We start from the raw sequence: 15,753 nt of genomic DNA, 5'->3' as shown, positions 1-15,753 counted from the left end.
GCGACTGCGTCGCATCGCCAGGGCGGACGAAATGCGGGATCTCCGGCCGCGCTTGTCTGCCTGAAGGTCGCCGATGCAATTCCCGCACGTCCTCGTCGAGGGACGCCTCGTCCAGCGCTACAAGCGCTTCCTCGCCGACATGGCGCTCGCGGACGGATCGGTGATCACCGCCCACTGCGCAAACCCCGGCGCGATGCTCGGGCTTCTCGCACCCGGTCGCCGCGTGCTCCTGTCCCGGGCCACCGCGCCCGGCCGCAAGCTCGCCTATTCGTGGGAACTCGTCGAGGCCGATCTCCCCGGCGGCCCGCAATGGGTCGGCATCAACACGATGCGCCCGAACGCCCTCGTGGCCGAAGCCTTCCGCGAGGGGCGATTGCCCGTGCTCGCGCGCTACGGGGCACTCAGGCCCGAGGTCCGCTACGGACGGGCCAGCCGCGTCGATTTCCTGGCGACGGGCGAGGGGCTGGCGCCCTGCCACGTCGAGGTGAAGAACTGCCATCTGATGCGCCGCGCGGGCCTCGCGGAGTTTCCGGATTGCAAGGCCGCCCGCAGCACGCGGCACATGGAGGAACTCGCCGCGGTGGTGAGGGCGGGCGGCCGGGCCGTCGTCGTCATCGTTGTCCAGATGCGGGCCGACGCCTTCGACGTGGCGCGGGATATCGACCCCGCCTTCGACCATGCGTTCCGTGCGGCGCGCGAAGCGGGGGTCGAGGTGCACGTCCATCGCTGCCGGATCGACGAGGCAGGCGTGACCATCGCCGAGGCGATCCCGGTGATCACGCCGGGCTGAGGACGTGACCCGGCTACCCCCGCTCGAACACGAGATTGAGCTTGGTCCGCGCGATCTCCCGATAGCCGTAGCCCTCGAGATGCGTCGGCAGGTCGAGCTGCCAGCGATCGGTGCCGTTCTCCACGATCAGGAGCTTCGGCAGCAGCGCGGGCGGCGCCTCGCGCAAGAACGGCTCCAGGATCAGATCCTCGGCGCCCTCCACGTCGAGCTTGACCGCGTCGATCCGCTCGATCCCCTCGCCGCGCACGAGGTCGAGGAGCGTCATGGCGGGGACCTTGATCTGCGCGCCCTCGTTGGTGCCGACGATCTTGAGGCTCGATTCGCCGCGATTGCGCGGGTCGATGAACAGCGTCAGCTCGCCCGCCCGGTCGGCGAGCGCGCAGGCGATGGCCTTCACGGTGCCGAACGGGTTCTGGGCGATGTTGTAGGTGAGCCGGTCGAACACGTCGGGCTGCGGCTCGACGGCGAGGATGCGGGCGCGCGGGCCCGCGAAGGCCGCCACGAACAGCGCGTAGGCGCCGATATTGGCCCCGATGTCGAGGAAGACGCCGTTCTGCGGCAGCCGCTCCTTCAGGAGGGCGCGCTCCTTCGGATCGAAGAACTGCGGGGTGAAGAGCACCTTCTTCTCGCAGTTGTTGTTGTAGGGGTAGAGCCGCATCCGGGCGCCGAAGCGTTCCACGTCGAGGGGCTGGCCCCGCAGCAGCGTGATCGCGAGCCGGCGCAGCGCCAGCGCGAGGCGACGGCCGCGCCAAGTGTCCGGCGAGAACCGCCCGGTCCGATCGGCGATGCGCGCGACGAGGCCGGCGGGCGCGTAGGTTCCGTAGGGCTGCGTGTCCGTCATCGGCGATGGTGATGCCAGCCGGATCGTCACGCTGCAAGCCGCGGGCGCATTGCGCCGCGCGGCGTGGCTGATCTAAGCGGGTCGGCGACGATCCGAGAGGCGGCGACGCAATGCAGACCTTCGATTCCGACGGCGTGACCATCGCCTACATCGACGTGCCGGCCGTCGGGGGAACAGGCGATCCCGTCCTGCTGATCCACGGCTTCGCCTCGAACCATGCGGTGAACTGGGTCAACACCCTCTGGGTGAGGACACTGAGCCAGGCCGGCTACCGGGTGATCGCCCTCGACAACCGCGGCCACGGAGAGAGCGAGAAGCTCTACGATCCGGCGGCCTACAGCTCCGAGGCGATGGCGGGGGACGCGTTGCGCCTCCTCGACCATCTCGGCATCGCGCGGGCCGACATCATGGGCTACTCGATGGGGGCCCGCATAACCGCCTTCCTCGCCCTCGACCACGCGGAGCGCGTCCGCTCGGCCCTGTTCGGCGGCCTTGGGATGCATCTCGTGGAGGGGAGGGGGCTTCCCGGCGGCATCGCCGAGGCGCTCGAGGCGCCGCCCGGCACGCCGGCCCCGAACCCGACCGCGCAGGCCTTCCGCACCTTCGCCGAACAGACGCGCAGCGACCTGCGGGCGCTCGCCGCCTGCATGCGGGGCTCGCGCCAGACCCTGTCGCGGGCCGAAATCGCCCAGATCGAGGTGCCGGCCCTCGTCACCGTCGGCACCCTCGACACCGTGGCGGGATCGGCTGCCGGCCTCGCCGCCCTGATGCCGAACGCCCGGGCGCTGGAATTGCCCGACCGCGACCACAGCACGGCGGTGGGTGCCAAGGCCCACCGGGACGGCGTGCTGGCCTTCCTCGCCGCGCGCCCCTGACCGATCAGCTCTTCAGCCGATAGCCGGTCCGGAAGATGTAGGTGACGAGGCCGAGGCAGAGGGCGAGGAACAGGCAGGTCATCGCGACGCTGAGGCCGAGGCTGACGTCGGCCTTGCCGAAGAAGGCCCAGCGGAAGGCGCTGATCAGGTAGACGACCGGGTTGAACAGGCTCACCGCCCGCCAGAAGGGGGGCAGCATCTCGATCGCGTAGAAGCTGCCGCCGAGGAAGGTGAGCGGCGTCACGATGAGGAGCGGCACGAGCTGCAGCTTCTCGAAGCCGTCCGCCCACAATCCGATCACGAAGCCGAACAGGCTGAAGGTGATCGCGGTCAACAGGAGGAAGGCCACCATCCAGACCGGGTGCTCGATGTGCAGCGGCACGAACAGGGCCGAGGTCGCGAGGATGATGAGCCCGATCAGGATCGACTTGGAGGCCGCCGCCCCGACATAGCCCACCACCACCTCCGCCGGCGAGATCGGCGCCGACAGGATCTCGTAGATCGTCCCGGCGAAGCGCGGAAAGTAGATGCCGAAGGAGGCGTTGGAGATGCTCTGCGTCAGGAGCGCCAGCATCATCAGGCCGGGCACGATGAAGAGCCCGTAGGGCACCCCGTCGACCGCGCTGACGCGCGAGCCGATCGCGGCGCCGAAGACAACGAAGTAGAGCGAGGTCGAGATCACTGGCGCCAGGATGCTCTGCATCGAGGTGCGCCAGAACCGGGCCATCTCGAAGCCGTAGATGGCGCGGATCGCGTGCCAGTTCATGCGCGCTCCTTCACGAGATCGACGAAGATGTCCTCCAGCGAGCTCTGGCTGGTGTGCAGATCGCTGAAGCGGATGCCGGCGGCGGACAGCGCGGTGAGGAGCCCGGTGATGCCGGTGCGCTCGCCCTGCGTGTCGTAGGTGTAGACGAGCTCCTGGCCCCCGTCGGCGAGTTCGAGCTCGAAGCCCGACAGCGTTTCGGGCAGGGCGGCGAGCGGCGCCTGCAGCTGGAGGGTGAGCTGCTTGCGGCCGAGCTTGCGCATCAGCTCCGCCTTCTCCTCGACCAGGATGATGCGTCCGCCGCGGATCACGCCGACACGGTCGGCCATCTCCTCGGCCTCCTCGATGTAGTGGGTGGTCAGGATGACCGTTACGCCCTGATCGCGCAGGCGCCGCACGAGCCGCCACATGTCCTGGCGCAGAGCCACGTCGACGCCCGCGGTCGGCTCGTCGAGGAAGAGGATCTGCGGCTCGTGCGAGAGCGCCTTGGCGATGAGGACGCGCCGCTTCATCCCGCCCGACAGCGTCATGATGCGGCTGTCGCGCTTCTCCCAGAGGGAGAGGTCGCGCAGCACGCGCTCGATATGGGCGGGATCCTTGCGCAGGCCGAACAGGCCGCGGGTGAAGCTCACCGTATCCCAGACGGTCTCGAAGGCGTCCGTCGTCAATTCCTGCGGCACGAGGCCGATCGCTTTGCGCGCCGCCCGGTAATCGGCGCGGATGTCGTGCCCGTTCGCCCGCACTTGGCCGGAGGTCGGCGTGACGATGCCGCAGACGACGTTGATGAGCGTCGACTTGCCGGCGCCGTTCGGCCCGAGGAGCGCGAAGATCTCGCCCCGCCGGATCGTCAGGCTCACCTCGCTCAGGGCCGCGAGGCCGGAGGCGTAGGTCTTCGAGAGGTTCTCGATCTCGATGATCGGCTGCATGACTGCCTTTCGAGAGGGCCGGCTTCCGAAACGAAAAAGCCGCCCGGAGGCGGCTTCTCGAAGGATGTCGGCACGGTTCAGTCGCGCAGGCGGTTCCGGACCTCGCCGAGGCTGAGCCGGACGAGATCCTGGGCGGCCTCGCCCTGCATGCGCTCCCGCAGGATCGTCTCCGAGACCCGGACGGCGGCATCGGCTGCCGCAGCCCTGACCTGGGCGGCGGCCTGGGCCTCCGCCTGGGCGATCTTAGTCTCGGCGGCCTTGGTGCGGCGGGCGACGAAGTCGTTGAGGCGGGTGTGACCCTCCTCGGCGATGCGCTCGGCCTCCTCGCGGGCGGAGGCGACGATCGCCTCGGCCTCGCGCTCGGCCTCGGTGCGGCGGCGCTTGTAATCCGCCAGGACCGCGGCGGCCTCCTCTCGCAGGCGGCGCGCCTCGTCGAGCTCGGAGCGGACGCGCTTGGCGCGTCCGTCGAGACCCTTGGTCATCATGCCGAAGCCACCGACCTTCCAGACGATCGCCAGGAAGACGACGAAGGCGACGGCGACCCAGAATTCCGCTGTCATCAGCATCGGTGTCGTTCTCGTCTCAGTGCGCGGTTGCGGCGCGGTCGAGCGCCCGGTCGATGCTGGCCGAATCCGGGGCCTGTCCGGTCAGTCGCTCGACGATGGCCGAGGCCGTCTCGCCCGCGATCTCGCGGACGTTGCCCATCGCCTCGCCGGTACGCTGGCGGATGGTCGCCTCGGACGCGGCGAGCTTCTGGTTGAGGTCGGCCTCGAGGGCCTTGCGCTTCGTCTCCGCCTCGGCGGAGAGCGCGTTGCGGGTCGCCTGGGCGATGTCGCGGGCCTTGGCCTGTGCGTCGGCCAGGGACTTCTCGTAGGCCGCGCCGGCGGCGTCGGCCTCGGCCTTCATCCGCTGGGCCTCGTCGAGATCGGAGGAGAGCCGGTTCGCCCGGTCGTGCAGGATCGCCTGGATCCGCGGCAGGGCGACCTTGTCCATCAGGTAGTAGAGGAGCCCGAAGGCGAGGGCGAGCCAGATCAGCTGCGAGAGGAAGGTGTGGCTCTCGAAGGGCGGAAAGGCACCCCCGTGCGGCGCGGGCTGCTCGCTATGCGCGCCCACATGCGTGTCGGAGCCAGGCGGGGGGGTGGTGAGTGCGTTGGGCTGCGCCATGGCCTCGTCCGTTGGCTGATGAAAATCGAGCGCCCCGCACATTCGGAGCGCTCACCCCTGTCGAGCGGCTCTCCGCGGCCAGTGCCGCGGAGGCAGCCGGTGCGCCGATCTCAGACGGCGAAGAGCAGCAGGAGCGCGATCAGCAGCGAGAAGATGCCGAGCGCCTCGGTGAGGGCGAAGCCCAGGAGCAGGGTGGCGCGCTGGCCGTCGGCCGCGGAGGGGTTGCGAAGGGCGCCGGCGAGGAACTGACCGAACAGGTTGCCGAGGCCGATGCCCGCACCTGCCATGCCGAGGCAGGCGAGGCCGGCGCCGATGTACTTCGCAGCGACGGGATCCATGAGTAACTCCTGAGGTGTTGGAAGAACGAGTGATCGTTTTCGGCGGGTGGAGCCGACCGTCAGTGGCCGGGGTGAAGGGCGTCGTTGAGGTAGATCGCCGTCAACGTCGCGAAGACGTAGGCCTGCAGCGCGGCCACCAAGAACTCGAGGGCCGTGAGCGCGATCGTCAGCGCGAGCGGCAGGGGCGATAGCACGCTCCAGGCGCCTGCGGAAAGCAGCGCCGCCACGAAGAACGCGAAGATCTTCATCGCGATATGGCCGGCCAGGACGTTCGCGAAGAGACGGACGGAGAGGCTGATCGGCCGCGACACGAAGGAGATGATCTCGATCGGCACGAGGATCGCGAGGAGCGGCTTCGGCACGCCCGACGGCACGAACAGGCCGAAGAAGTGCGAGCCGTGCTTCATGACGCCGTAGCCGATCACGACGCCGATCACGAGGGCCGCGAGGCCGAAGGTGATGATGAGATGGCTCGTGACCGCGAAGGCGTAGGGGATCATCCCGAACAGGTTGAGCACCAGCACGAACATGAAGAGGGAGAAGACGAGCGGCAGGAAGCGCTTGCCCTCGTCGCCGGTCGCCTGGTGGAGCGTGTCGGCGATGAACTCGTAGAAGATCTCGGCCAGCGACTGCATCCGGCTCGGCACCACCGAGCGGCTGGAGGTGGCTACGATCGTGATCAGCGCGATGACGCCGACGGCGGCGAACATGTACAGCGCCGACTGCGTGAAGGCGAGCTCCTGATTGCCGATGTGCCCCAGCGACACGAGCGGCTTCAGCTCGAACTGGTGGATCGGGTCTACACTGACCGCCATGCCCGCTTCCGTCCCTTGTTGTCAGCCGGGCGCCCCGGGATTCCGCCCCGGGCCGTCCCGCGAAGCCTGTCGTCTCTCAAGATCCCCGACGATCGTCCGGTCCGGAGCGCTGCCCGCCGAAGCCGGACGCGCGCATCACGTTGTAGACGCCCGTGACGAAACCCAGCATCAGGAACACGATCAGGCCCCAGGGTTTAGTCCCCAGTAGATGATCGAAGATCCAGCCGAGGATCCCCCCCGCGATCACGCCGGCGACGAACTCCGTGGAGAGTCGCATCGCCTGCCCGAGGGGGGACGGCCCGGCAGACCCGGAACGCGACGAAGGCCCGGGAGTGGCCGAGGGCCGCTTCCGTTCAATCTGCGTCTCGAGACGTCTGAGCCTCGCGGAGAGATCGCTGTCCGGTGTCGCTGCCCGGCCGTTGTCCCCCTCGTGCTTCGCGTCGTTGCCGCTCACGGCGATACTCACAACATCAGCGAGAGGCGAGAGGAACCGGCTGGAACGCCCCCTTCAAGCGCGGCGCACCATAGTTTCGCCCTCCTTGGGTGTCAAGGCGAGCTGAATACAATCTAAGTTATTGCACGCTCTGCAGAATTGCCGTTTCGGAGCGCAATCGGCGAAACGTTCTTCTCACAGGTTCCGGAGGGCGGCCCGGCACTCCGCGAGCCGCCCCGAACGGGTCATGCGCCGAGGATCGGCTTGATGACCTTCTCCATGCCGTCGAGGGTCATCTCGCCCTTGTAGCGCTCGCCGTTGATGAAGAAGGTCGGGGTCGAATCGACCTTGAACGTGTCCAGCCCGCGCTGCTTCACGGCGTTGATGCCTGCGTAGAGCTTCTGGTCCTTGAGGCAGGCCTCGAACTTCTCCTTGTTGATGCCGGCTTGGCGCAGGAGGCTCTCCAGGGCATCGACGGGCGATTGCGGCTTCTGGACGAAGGCCCAGTTCGCCTGCTGATCGAAGAGCAGATCGGTGATCGGATAATACTTCGCGTCGCCGTCGCAGCGCGCCAGCATGAAGGCGGCGGTCGCGAGCGGGTCGAGGGGGAATTCGCGGAGCGTGAAACGCACCTTCCCGGTGTCGATGTAGCGCTCCTTGAGCGCCGGCCAGGTCTGGCGATGGAAGGCCGCGCAGTGCGAGCAGGTCATCGAGGCGTACTCGATGATCGTGACCTTGGCATCCTTCGGCCCGAGCCAGACGTCGCCGAGGGGGCCGGGCTGCATCAGCGCGGCGACGTTCTCGCTCTGCGCGAGCGCCGACAGCGTGAGCTTCGGCAGGAGGACGGCCGCGCCGAGCGCGAATCCGGTGGCTTTGAGGGCGTCGCGCCGGGTGATCATGTCGTGACGGGCTCCGGTAGGGAACGTGCACCTGAGACGGTTGCGGTAGAATCTCGGCGCCGGCGTGGCAAGGCGCCGTGCCGTCGCCCAGGGCTGCCTCTCAGCGCTTCGGCCCGGACGCCACCACCGCCGTGCCCAGGCGGTCGAGGGCATCCCGCAGGGCGTCGTCGCCGATCTTCGAGACGGCGAGCGCGACCTCGCCCCGCCGCACGGGATCGATGCGTGGCGGCTCGACGCGGCGTTGCGCCGCTCCGACCCGGCCCTGCTTCATCACGATGCGGCCGATGCAGGCCCAGCCGTAATGCGCGTTGATCCGCTCGATCACTACGGGCGCGAGATGCTGCAATTCCAGGGCGAAGACGCCCTCGACGCGCACCACCAGGGTGCCCGGCTCCGGGCGGCCGTCCTCGTCCTTGCGGCGTCGGCGCGGCCATTCGAGCTTCGAGGGCTGGCAGAAGCGGGCGAGGCGCGGGCCGACGATGTCGGGCCACGCCGCGAGGATGTCCGTCGACGCGAAGCCCTGGGCCGCGAAGGCAGGGCCCACGCAGGACTGGATGAGTTCGGCCAGCGGTTTGACGCGCGCCATGCGGAGAGACACTGCCCGGACGAGACCCTTGTTCCGGCGCAGTGTAGCGCGCGGACGGTTTCGGGAAACCTGCCGCGCTCAGACGGCACCGATCGTCAGGGCCTGCTGCGTCAGGCGATCCCGGATCTGGTCCTGGCGGGCACGAACCAGGCCCGGGATCAGGAAGACGTCGATCAGGACCCAGATGAAGCCGATCAGCACGAGGTTGCACAGGATCTGCAGGATGGCGGTGCCGGTGCGGCCCAGATAGAACCGGTGCGCCGAGAAGGCGCCGAGGCAGAACCACAGGATGTAGGCCACGCCGACACTGGGCCCGTCGTTCGAGACCCGGGTCTCGATCAGAATTCGGTCCTGGGTCGTCAGTGCCATGAGGCCGGCTCGTCTGTAATGGTCAAGCTGGGCTAGCACGGGGTTCGGACAAGGTCCAGATCACGCCCTGTTGCCCGCGCTCACCCCTTGGAGAGCCCGGACCAGCCGGTTATGCAGCGCCGCGCATGGCAAAGCCTGGATTCCAGACCGACCCGCCTCGGGCCGCCGACCTTCTGTGCTGGTACGACCGGCACCGGCGCGTCCTGCCGTGGCGGGCGCTGCCCGGCGAACAGCCGGACCCGTACCGCGTCTGGCTCTCCGAGGTCATGCTGCAGCAGACCACGATCGCGGCCGTGCGGCCGTATTTCCAACGGTTCCTCGACCGCTTTCCCACGGTCGAGGCCCTGGCGGGGGCGCCGGAAGAGGCCGTGATGTCGGCCTGGGCGGGACTCGGCTACTACTCGCGCGCCCGCAACCTGCATGCCTGCGCGAGGGCGGTGGCGGCGGCCGGCCGCTTCCCCGACACGGCCGATGGCCTGCGCCGGCTGCCCGGCATCGGCGCCTACACGGCGGGCGCCATCGCGGCGATCGCCTTCGAGCGGCCCGAGGCCGCCGTCGACGGCAATGTCGAGCGCGTGGTGACGCGCCTCTTCGCGATCGAGGCGCCTCTGCCCGGCAGCCGTGCCGAGATCCGCCGCCTGACGCAGGCGCTGGTCCCGGCCGAGCGCCCCGGGGATTTCGCACAGGCGGTGATGGATCTCGGCGCCACGATCTGCACGCCGAAGCGCCCGGCCTGCGCCCTCTGCCCCTGGATGGCCCCCTGCCGCGCCCGGGACCTCGGGCTGCAGGAGACCTTTCCGCGCAAGCTCAAGGTCGCGAAGGGCGCGCTGCGGCGGGGCGCGGCCTTCGTCGCCGTGCGCAGCGGCGACGACGCGATCCTCCTGCGCACGCGCCCGCCGGAGGGGCTGCTCGGCGCGATGGCCGAGCCGCCGATGAGCCCTTGGGAGATGGATTACGATCCGGCCCGCGCCCTCCTCGACGCGCCGCTCGATGCGCGCTGGCGGCGGCTGCCCGGCCTCGTGCGCCACGGCTTCACGCATTTTCCCCTGGAACTGACCGTGTTCCACGCCCGCGTCGGCCTCGACACGCGGGTCCCAGAGGGCATGCGCTTCACGCCTCGCCGCGACCTCGGCGAGGAGCCTCTGCCGGGCCTGATGAAGAAGGTGCTGGCCCACGCCTTCGACCCGAAGCCCGAGGCGGAGAAGAAGCCGCGCGGCCGCCCGAAACGCGAGCCCGAGCCCGCGCCGCTCCTCGCCATGGCGGAGACGCCTCGGGAGCCGTCCGCGCCTGCGCCCCGCTTCCGTCCCGTGCCGAAGCCTGCGCCTCGGCCGGCCGCTCGCCCCGCCGAGGGCGGGGCCGAGGGGGAGGAGGAGGGGCCGCCCGAAGCCGGACCCGGCCCCAAAAGGCCGGCCACGCGCCCTCGGCGCCCGCGGGCACCGAGACGCTAGGTCGGCGCGGTGACGGCCGGACCTCGGCCGACGAGCCTCAGTGCGCGGCGATGCGGCGGCTCGGGACGATGTCGTTGGCGATGACCTCGCCGAACGGCCCGTCGTTGCGGGCGTCCGTCGGCGCCTTCCCGGTCGTCGCCCGCAGGGGAAGCTTCGGGAAGACGAGCTCGGCGAAGCGGTACGCCTCCTCCAAGTGCGGGTAGCCCGAGAGGATGAAGCGGTCGATGCCGAGGTCGATGTACTCCTTCATCCGGTCCGCGACCTGATCGGCCGATCCGACGAGGGCGGTCCCGGCGCCGCCGCGCACGAGCCCGACGCCGGCCCAGAGGTTCGGCGAGACGACGAGCCGGCTGCGGTCGCCGCCGTGCAGCGCCATCATCCGGCTCTGGCCGACCGAATCCTGGCGCTTCAGCGTCTCCTGCGCCCGGGCGATCGTGGCGTCGTCGAGCCGCGAGATCAGCCGCTCGGCCTCGGCCCAGGCCTCGCTCTCCGTTTCGCGCACGATGACGTGCAGGCGGATGCCGTAGGAGAAGGTCTTGCCGCGCCGCTCCGCCGCCTCGCGCGCGCGGGCGATCTTCTCGGCGATACCCGCCGGCGGTTCGCCCCAGGTGAGGTAGACGTCGCAATGGTCGGCCGCGACCTCGATGCCGGCGGGCGACGAGCCGCCGAAATAGAGCGGCGGATAGGGCGCCTGGACGGGTGGGAAGATGACCCGGCCCGCCTCGCAGCGCAGGTGCTTGCCCTCGAAGCTGACGGTCTCGCCGGCGAGGAGCCCGCGCCAGATCGTCAGGAACTCGTCGGTGACGACGTAGCGCTCGTCGTGCTCGAGGAAGACGCCGTCGCCGCGAAGCTCGACCGGATCGCCACCCGTCACGACGTTGATGAGGAGGCGGCCGTTCGAGAGCCGGTCGAGGGTCGCGGCCATGCGGGCGGCGACGGAGGGCTCCTGCAGGCCGGGCCGCACGGCGACGAGGAAGCGCAGCCGCTCGGTCAGGGGCGCGAGCGCCGAGGCGACGACCCAGGAATCCTCGCAGGAGCGGCCCGTCGGCAGCAGCACGCCGTAATAGCCGAGATCGTCCGCCGCCTGCGCGATCTGGCGGAGGTAGGGCAGGGTGACGGACCGCGCGCCCTCGGCGGCGCCGAGATAGCGCCCGTCGCCATGGGTCGGCAGGAACCAGAGGACGTCGGCGCGCCCGTCATTCGGCTGGGTCATGGGGTCAGGTCCTTGTCGGTTGCGCTCAGGCGGCCTTCCCGCCGAGCAGGTATTCGAGGATGCGGCCTTCCAGCGCCGCGAGGCGCGGGTCGCCGCGGCGGCGGGGACGGGGCACGTCGACCTTGAGGTCGAGGGCCACGCGCCCCGCATCGAGGACGAGGATGCGATCCGCGAGTGCCACCGCCTCCCCGACGTCGTGGGTCACGAGGAGGGCCGTGAACCGCTGCGCCTGCCAGATCCGCTCGATGAGATCCTGCATCCCGATCCGGGTGAGGGCGTCGAGCGCCCCGAGGGGCTCGTCGAGGGCCATGAGACCGGGCCGGCTGACGAGCGCGCGGGCCAGCGCCACGCGCTGGCGCTGGCCGCCCGACAGCGTCGCTGGCCACGCGCCGGCCTTGCCGGAGAGGCCGACCTCCTCCAGCGCGGCCGCCGCCCGGGCTCGGCGCTCCGCCCGCGTGCCCTGGCCGGTCAGGCCGACCGCGACGTTGTCGAGCACGCGCGCCCAGGGCAGCAGCCGCGGCTCCTGGAACATGATCCGGCGCGGGCGGGCGCGGCGCCGGGCCGCCTCCGCATCGTCCAGCCGGATGCGGCCGGCGCTCGGCGTCTCCAGCCCGAGGATCAGGCGCAGCAGGGTGCTCTTGCCGCAGCCCGAGCGTCCCACCACGGCCGTGAAGCCGCCGGCCGGCAGGTAGAGATCGAGCCCTTCGAGGACCGAGGCCTCCCCGAACCGCTTGGCGAGGCCCTGCACGGTCACGGCGATGCCGCGATCGGCGGCGGCCGGCGGCAGGCCGGCCGTCGGCGGCACGGCTTCGACGCGTCGCGTCGCGGTCTCGGGGCGGGTGAGATCGAGCAGCATGGGATCAGACCGTCCGGTAGGCGGGGTTCCAGGCGAGGCAGACGCGCTCCAGCCCCCGTGTCAGCGCGTCGGCGAGCTTGCCCAAGGCCGCGTAGATCAGGATCGCCAGGACCACGACGTCGACGAGCATGAACTCGCGCGCCTGCATCGCCATGTAGCCGAGGCCGGAGGAGGCGGAGATCGTCTCGGCGACGATGAGCGTCAGCCACATGATGCCGAGGCCGTAGCGCAGGCCCACGAAGATCGAGGGCAGCGCGCCGGGCAGCACGACGCGCCGGAACAGCTCGCTGTTCGTCATGCCGTAGACGCGGCCCATCTCGACGAGCGTCGGGTCGACCGAGCGGATGCCGTGGAGCGTGTTGGCGTAGATCGGGAAGAACACGCCGAGGGCGACGAGGAAGAGCTTGGCCTCCTCGCCGATGCCGAACCAGAGGATCACGAGGGGGATCAGCGAGAGGTGCGGGATGTTGCGCACCATCTGCACGCTGGTGTCGGTGAGCCGCTCGGAGCGCGGCGACAGGCCGTTGGCGAGGCCCAGCGCGAAGCCGATGCCGCCGCCGATGGCGAAGCCCGCCAGCGCCCGCAGGGTGCTGACGCCGAGGTTGGTCCAGAGCTCGCCCGAGCGCGCCGCCTCGATCCCTGCGCGCGCCACGTCGAGCGGGGCCGGCATGAAGCGGTTCGAGACGAGCCCGAAGGAGACCGCCGCCTGCCAGCCGCCGAGGATCAGCGCCGGCAGCAGCCAGGGTGTGAGGCGCGCGACGGTGCGTGACGTCAGCGTGTCGAGTCTCTCGGTCATCGCACTCATCCGTTGCGTGCGGGCGTCCAGACCGCGTCGGCGACCCGGAGCGGCTTCGGCAGCAGCCCGAGGGCGTGGAAGGCGTCGGCGACCCGCTGCTGGTCCGCGATGGTCTCGGCATCGATCGGCCTGACACCGTAGGAGAGGCGGCCCAGAGCGACCGTCAGGACCGGCGCGGGAATCCCGACCGAGGGTGCGAGCTCGGCGGCGACCGTCTCCGTATTGGCCTTCGCCCAGGTGTCGATCTCGCCGATCGCCCCGATCGTGGCCTCGATCGCGGCCCGGTGCGTCTCCACGGCCCCGCGGTTCGAGAGGTAGAACTGGCGGTTCGGCGCGAGGCCGGTGCCGCTGACAAGCGTGCGCGCCCCGGTGCTGCGTTCGGCCGAGGCGAGGTAGGGATCCCAGATCACCCAGGCATCGACGGAGCCGCGGGCGAAGGCGGCCCCGGCATCGGCCGGGCTCAGCCAGGCGAGGTTGACCGCCTCGTAGGGCACGCCGGCCTCGGCCAGCGCCCGCACGAGCAGGTAGTGCACGTTCGAGCCCTTGTTGAGGGCGATCGTGCGGCCGCGCAGATCCGCCACCGTGCGCACGGTGCTGTCGCGGGGCACGAGGATCGCCTCGCCGAGCGGCGCGGGCGGCTCGTTGGCGACGTAGCGCAGATCCGCGCTCGCGGCCTGCGCGAAGATGGGCGGTGCCTCGCCGGCCGAGCCGAGATCGATGGCGCCCGCGTTCAGGGCTTCGAGGAGCGGCGGGCCGGAGGGGAACTCCGCCCAGGTCACGCGGTAGCCGAGCGGCTTCAGGCGCTGCTCCAGCAGACCCTTACCCTTCAGGAGGACGAGGGTTCCGTATTTCTGATAGCCGACCCGCAGGAGGCCGGGCTCGGCCGCGCGGACCGGGCGGCCCGCCGCGAGGGCCGCGGCTCCGAGGGCGCCCGCGAGGACGGAGCGGCGGCTCGGCGCCGAGAGGGTGGGCGCCGCGGCGGCGCGTGAGCGGGAGGGGTCGGTCATCGGGATCGTCTCGGCTCTCGGGCCTCAGCCATTGCGGTTCGGGAGGTGCCAGACCGCGTCGGCGACGCGGATCGGCCGCGGGATCAGGCCGGCGGCGTGGACGCGGTCGGCGATGCGCTGCTGCTCGGCGGCGGCTGCCGGGCTCATCGGGCCGATCACGTAGTCGGTGCGGTCGACGGCCCTGCGGGTCGCGGCCAGCGGCACGCCGGTGCCCTTCGACAGGATCGCCGCGACCTCGCCGCGGTTGGCCTCGCACCAGCGGGCCACGCCCGAGAGGGCGTCGATGGCCTCGGCCAGCACGGCGCTCCGCCCTTCGGCGAAGCGGCGGTTGGCCAGGAAGTAGTTGTTCGGCCGCGCGATGTCGGTGCTGCGCGCGAGGACGCGCGCGCCCGGCTGGGCCTCGGCGATTGCGAAATACGGGTCCCAGATCGTCCAGGCGTCGATGCTGCCGCGGGCGAAGGCGGCGGACGCGTCGGCGGGGGCGAGCGTCACGGGCTCGATGTCGGCGTAGGCGAGGCCGGCCTTCTCGAGGGCCGCCAGGGTCAGGTTGTGGGCGCTGGATCCCTTGGCGAAGGCGACGCGGCGCCCCTTGAGATCCTGCAGCCGCTCGATCTTCGAGCCGGCGGGCAGGAGGATGCCGGCGCCGGACCCTCCGGCCTCCTGCGCGGCCGCGTAGACGAGGTCGGCCCCGGCCGCCTGCGCGAAGATCGGCGGCGCATCGCCCGTCTGCCCGAAATCGATGCTGCCGAGGCCGAGCGCCTCCAGGAGCGGCGGCCCGAAGGAGAACTCGACCCAGCGGACGCCGTGGCCGAGGCGCGCGAGGCGCTCCTCGATGACGCCCTGCTGGCGGGCGACGACGAGGATGCCGTTCTTCTGGTAGCCGATCCGGAATTCCTCCGCCGCCCGGGCGGGCCGCGAGGCTGCGGGGAGCGCGGCCGCGAGACCCGCGGCGAGGAGGCGGCGGCGGTCGATCATCGGCTGGCCGCCGCGACGGGGGACCCGGCCGACGCGTCCTCGGGCCGGATGCCGGGCAGGAGCCCGCGGGTCAAGAGGGCGGCGAGCTGGCCGGCGGCGTCCTGGACGCGCGCGCGGACGCCGGCATCGGTGAGGGCGTAGTCGGTGAAATCGGCGTTGGACCCGTAGACGGCGGTCGGGAGCTGGAGGGCGTTGAAGAAGCCGAACAGGGGGCGGAAGGCGTGCTCGACGACGAGGGCGTGGCGCGCGCCGCCGCCGGTCGCGGCGATGGCGACGGGCTTGTTGGCGAGGGCGCCCGGCTCGACGAGATCGAACAAGTGCTTGAAAAGTCCGGTATATCCGCCCTTGTAGACCGGCGAGCCGACGACCAGGGCGTCCGCTTCCTCGATGGCTTCGACGACGCGCCGGGCCGGCAGGGGCAGCGCGCTGCGGGTCCAGGCCGAGCCGAGGCCGGGGCCGGCATCGACGAGGTCGAACAGGCGGACCTCCAGCGGGGCCTGGGCCGCCGCCGCGCCGGCGATCGCCTCCACCAGCACCCGTGTCCGCGACGGCCGCTGCAGATTGGCGCTGATGCCGACAAGTCTCGGTCTGCTCATACTCAAGATCTCCGCAGATGTTCCGCTGCCGGTGGAGAGATGTGACGGCGCCGTCCGCCCGCC

Annotated in this window: 20 protein-coding genes; 3 read left to right on the top strand and 17 right to left on the bottom strand. The window is 71.0% G+C overall.

Going from position 1 to position 15,753, the window contains the following annotated elements; genetic code table 11:
- Positions 1-73: 73 nt before the first annotated feature.
- Positions 74-790 (top strand): DNA/RNA nuclease SfsA, encoded by a 717-nt coding sequence (gene sfsA, locus E1J50_RS02220; RefSeq protein WP_132249971.1) that lies wholly within the window; start codon positions 74-76, stop codon positions 788-790.
- Positions 791-803: 13 nt separating this feature from the next.
- Here the strand turns inward: sfsA and E1J50_RS02215 are convergent, their stop codons facing one another.
- Complete coding sequence (locus E1J50_RS02215) at positions 804-1,631, bottom strand: FkbM family methyltransferase (protein ID WP_132249969.1); 828 nt, start codon at positions 1,629-1,631, stop codon at positions 804-806.
- Positions 1,632-1,741: 110 nt separating this feature from the next.
- Here E1J50_RS02215 and E1J50_RS02210 point away from each other — a divergent pair, with 110 nt between their 5' ends.
- Positions 1,742-2,506, top strand: coding sequence for an alpha/beta fold hydrolase (locus E1J50_RS02210; protein ID WP_132249967.1), 765 nt, complete (start codon positions 1,742-1,744; stop codon positions 2,504-2,506).
- Positions 2,507-2,510: 4 nt separating this feature from the next.
- Here the strand turns inward: E1J50_RS02210 and E1J50_RS02205 are convergent, their stop codons facing one another.
- From E1J50_RS02205 to E1J50_RS02160, 10 genes are all read right to left on the bottom strand, one after another.
- Positions 2,511-3,272, bottom strand: coding sequence for an ABC transporter permease (locus E1J50_RS02205; RefSeq protein ID WP_132249965.1), 762 nt, complete (start codon positions 3,270-3,272; stop codon positions 2,511-2,513).
- Positions 3,269-4,195, bottom strand: coding sequence for an ABC transporter ATP-binding protein (locus tag E1J50_RS02200; protein WP_132249963.1), 927 nt, complete (start codon positions 4,193-4,195; stop codon positions 3,269-3,271). The genes E1J50_RS02205 and E1J50_RS02200 overlap by 4 nt, the downstream gene beginning before the upstream one ends.
- A 77-nt stretch (positions 4,196-4,272) precedes the next feature.
- Complete coding sequence (locus tag E1J50_RS02195; protein WP_207919134.1) at positions 4,273-4,758, bottom strand: F0F1 ATP synthase subunit B family protein; 486 nt, start codon at positions 4,756-4,758, stop codon at positions 4,273-4,275.
- A 19-nt stretch (positions 4,759-4,777) separates the two neighbouring features.
- Positions 4,778-5,359 carry a F0F1 ATP synthase subunit B gene (locus tag E1J50_RS02190; protein ID WP_132249959.1) on the bottom strand — a complete coding sequence of 194 codons (582 nt, stop codon included), beginning with the start codon at positions 5,357-5,359 and terminating at the stop codon, positions 4,778-4,780.
- A gap of 110 nt (positions 5,360-5,469) precedes the next feature.
- A complete protein-coding gene (locus tag E1J50_RS02185; protein ID WP_007566773.1) occupies positions 5,470-5,697 on the bottom strand; it encodes a F0F1 ATP synthase subunit C in 228 nt (75 codons plus the stop codon).
- Between the two features lie 59 nt (positions 5,698-5,756).
- The gene (locus tag E1J50_RS02180; protein ID WP_132249957.1) at positions 5,757-6,512 is read right to left on the bottom strand and encodes a F0F1 ATP synthase subunit A; all 756 of its coding nucleotides are present in this window, start codon (positions 6,510-6,512) and stop codon (positions 5,757-5,759) included.
- A gap of 76 nt (positions 6,513-6,588) precedes the next feature.
- Complete coding sequence (locus tag E1J50_RS02175) at positions 6,589-6,966, bottom strand: AtpZ/AtpI family protein (RefSeq protein ID WP_132249955.1); 378 nt, start codon at positions 6,964-6,966, stop codon at positions 6,589-6,591.
- 224 nt (positions 6,967-7,190) lie between these two features.
- Positions 7,191-7,844, bottom strand: coding sequence for a DsbA family protein (locus E1J50_RS02170; protein WP_132249953.1), 654 nt, complete (start codon positions 7,842-7,844; stop codon positions 7,191-7,193).
- Positions 7,845-7,944: 100 nt separating this feature from the next.
- On the bottom strand, positions 7,945-8,430 hold the full coding sequence (locus E1J50_RS02165) for a DUF721 domain-containing protein (protein WP_132249951.1): 486 nt from the start codon (positions 8,428-8,430) through the stop codon (positions 7,945-7,947).
- A gap of 78 nt (positions 8,431-8,508) precedes the next feature.
- Positions 8,509-8,799 carry a TM2 domain-containing protein gene (locus E1J50_RS02160; RefSeq protein ID WP_132249949.1) on the bottom strand — a complete coding sequence of 97 codons (291 nt, stop codon included), beginning with the start codon at positions 8,797-8,799 and terminating at the stop codon, positions 8,509-8,511.
- A gap of 125 nt (positions 8,800-8,924) precedes the next feature.
- Here E1J50_RS02160 and mutY point away from each other — a divergent pair, with 125 nt between their 5' ends.
- Entirely contained in the window at positions 8,925-10,247 is a 1,323-nt protein-coding gene (gene mutY, locus E1J50_RS02155; protein WP_132249947.1) for an A/G-specific adenine glycosylase, read from the top strand.
- A 37-nt stretch (positions 10,248-10,284) separates the two neighbouring features.
- On the opposite strand, the gene ssuD is transcribed toward mutY, so the two are convergent.
- From ssuD to msuE, 6 genes are read right to left on the bottom strand one after another with little or no spacing between them, the layout of a single operon-like run.
- Entirely contained in the window at positions 10,285-11,460 is a 1,176-nt protein-coding gene (ssuD, locus tag E1J50_RS02150) for an FMNH2-dependent alkanesulfonate monooxygenase (RefSeq protein WP_132249945.1), read from the bottom strand.
- A 25-nt stretch (positions 11,461-11,485) separates the two neighbouring features.
- Positions 11,486-12,316 (bottom strand): ATP-binding cassette domain-containing protein, encoded by an 831-nt coding sequence (locus E1J50_RS02145; protein ID WP_132249943.1) that lies wholly within the window; start codon positions 12,314-12,316, stop codon positions 11,486-11,488.
- Between the two features lie 4 nt (positions 12,317-12,320).
- Positions 12,321-13,112 carry an ABC transporter permease subunit gene (locus E1J50_RS02140; RefSeq protein ID WP_132249941.1) on the bottom strand — a complete coding sequence of 264 codons (792 nt, stop codon included), beginning with the start codon at positions 13,110-13,112 and terminating at the stop codon, positions 12,321-12,323.
- Positions 13,113-13,117: 5 nt separating this feature from the next.
- Complete coding sequence (locus E1J50_RS02135) at positions 13,118-14,119, bottom strand: sulfonate ABC transporter substrate-binding protein (RefSeq protein WP_132249939.1); 1,002 nt, start codon at positions 14,117-14,119, stop codon at positions 13,118-13,120.
- A 24-nt stretch (positions 14,120-14,143) separates the two neighbouring features.
- Complete coding sequence (locus E1J50_RS02130) at positions 14,144-15,094, bottom strand: aliphatic sulfonate ABC transporter substrate-binding protein (RefSeq protein WP_132249937.1); 951 nt, start codon at positions 15,092-15,094, stop codon at positions 14,144-14,146.
- Positions 15,091-15,690, bottom strand: a complete 600-nt coding sequence (gene msuE, locus E1J50_RS02125; protein WP_132249935.1) for an FMN reductase — start codon at positions 15,688-15,690, stop codon at positions 15,091-15,093. The genes E1J50_RS02130 and msuE overlap by 4 nt, the downstream gene beginning before the upstream one ends.
- Positions 15,691-15,753 lie beyond the last annotated feature (63 nt).

Origin of the sequence: Methylobacterium segetis, from assembly GCF_004348265.1 — a bacterium.
GTDB lineage: Bacteria > Pseudomonadota > Alphaproteobacteria > Rhizobiales > Beijerinckiaceae > Methylobacterium > Methylobacterium segetis.
The sequence above is the reverse complement of the archived record's forward strand: the minus strand, read 5'-3'. Positions and strand labels throughout refer to the sequence as shown.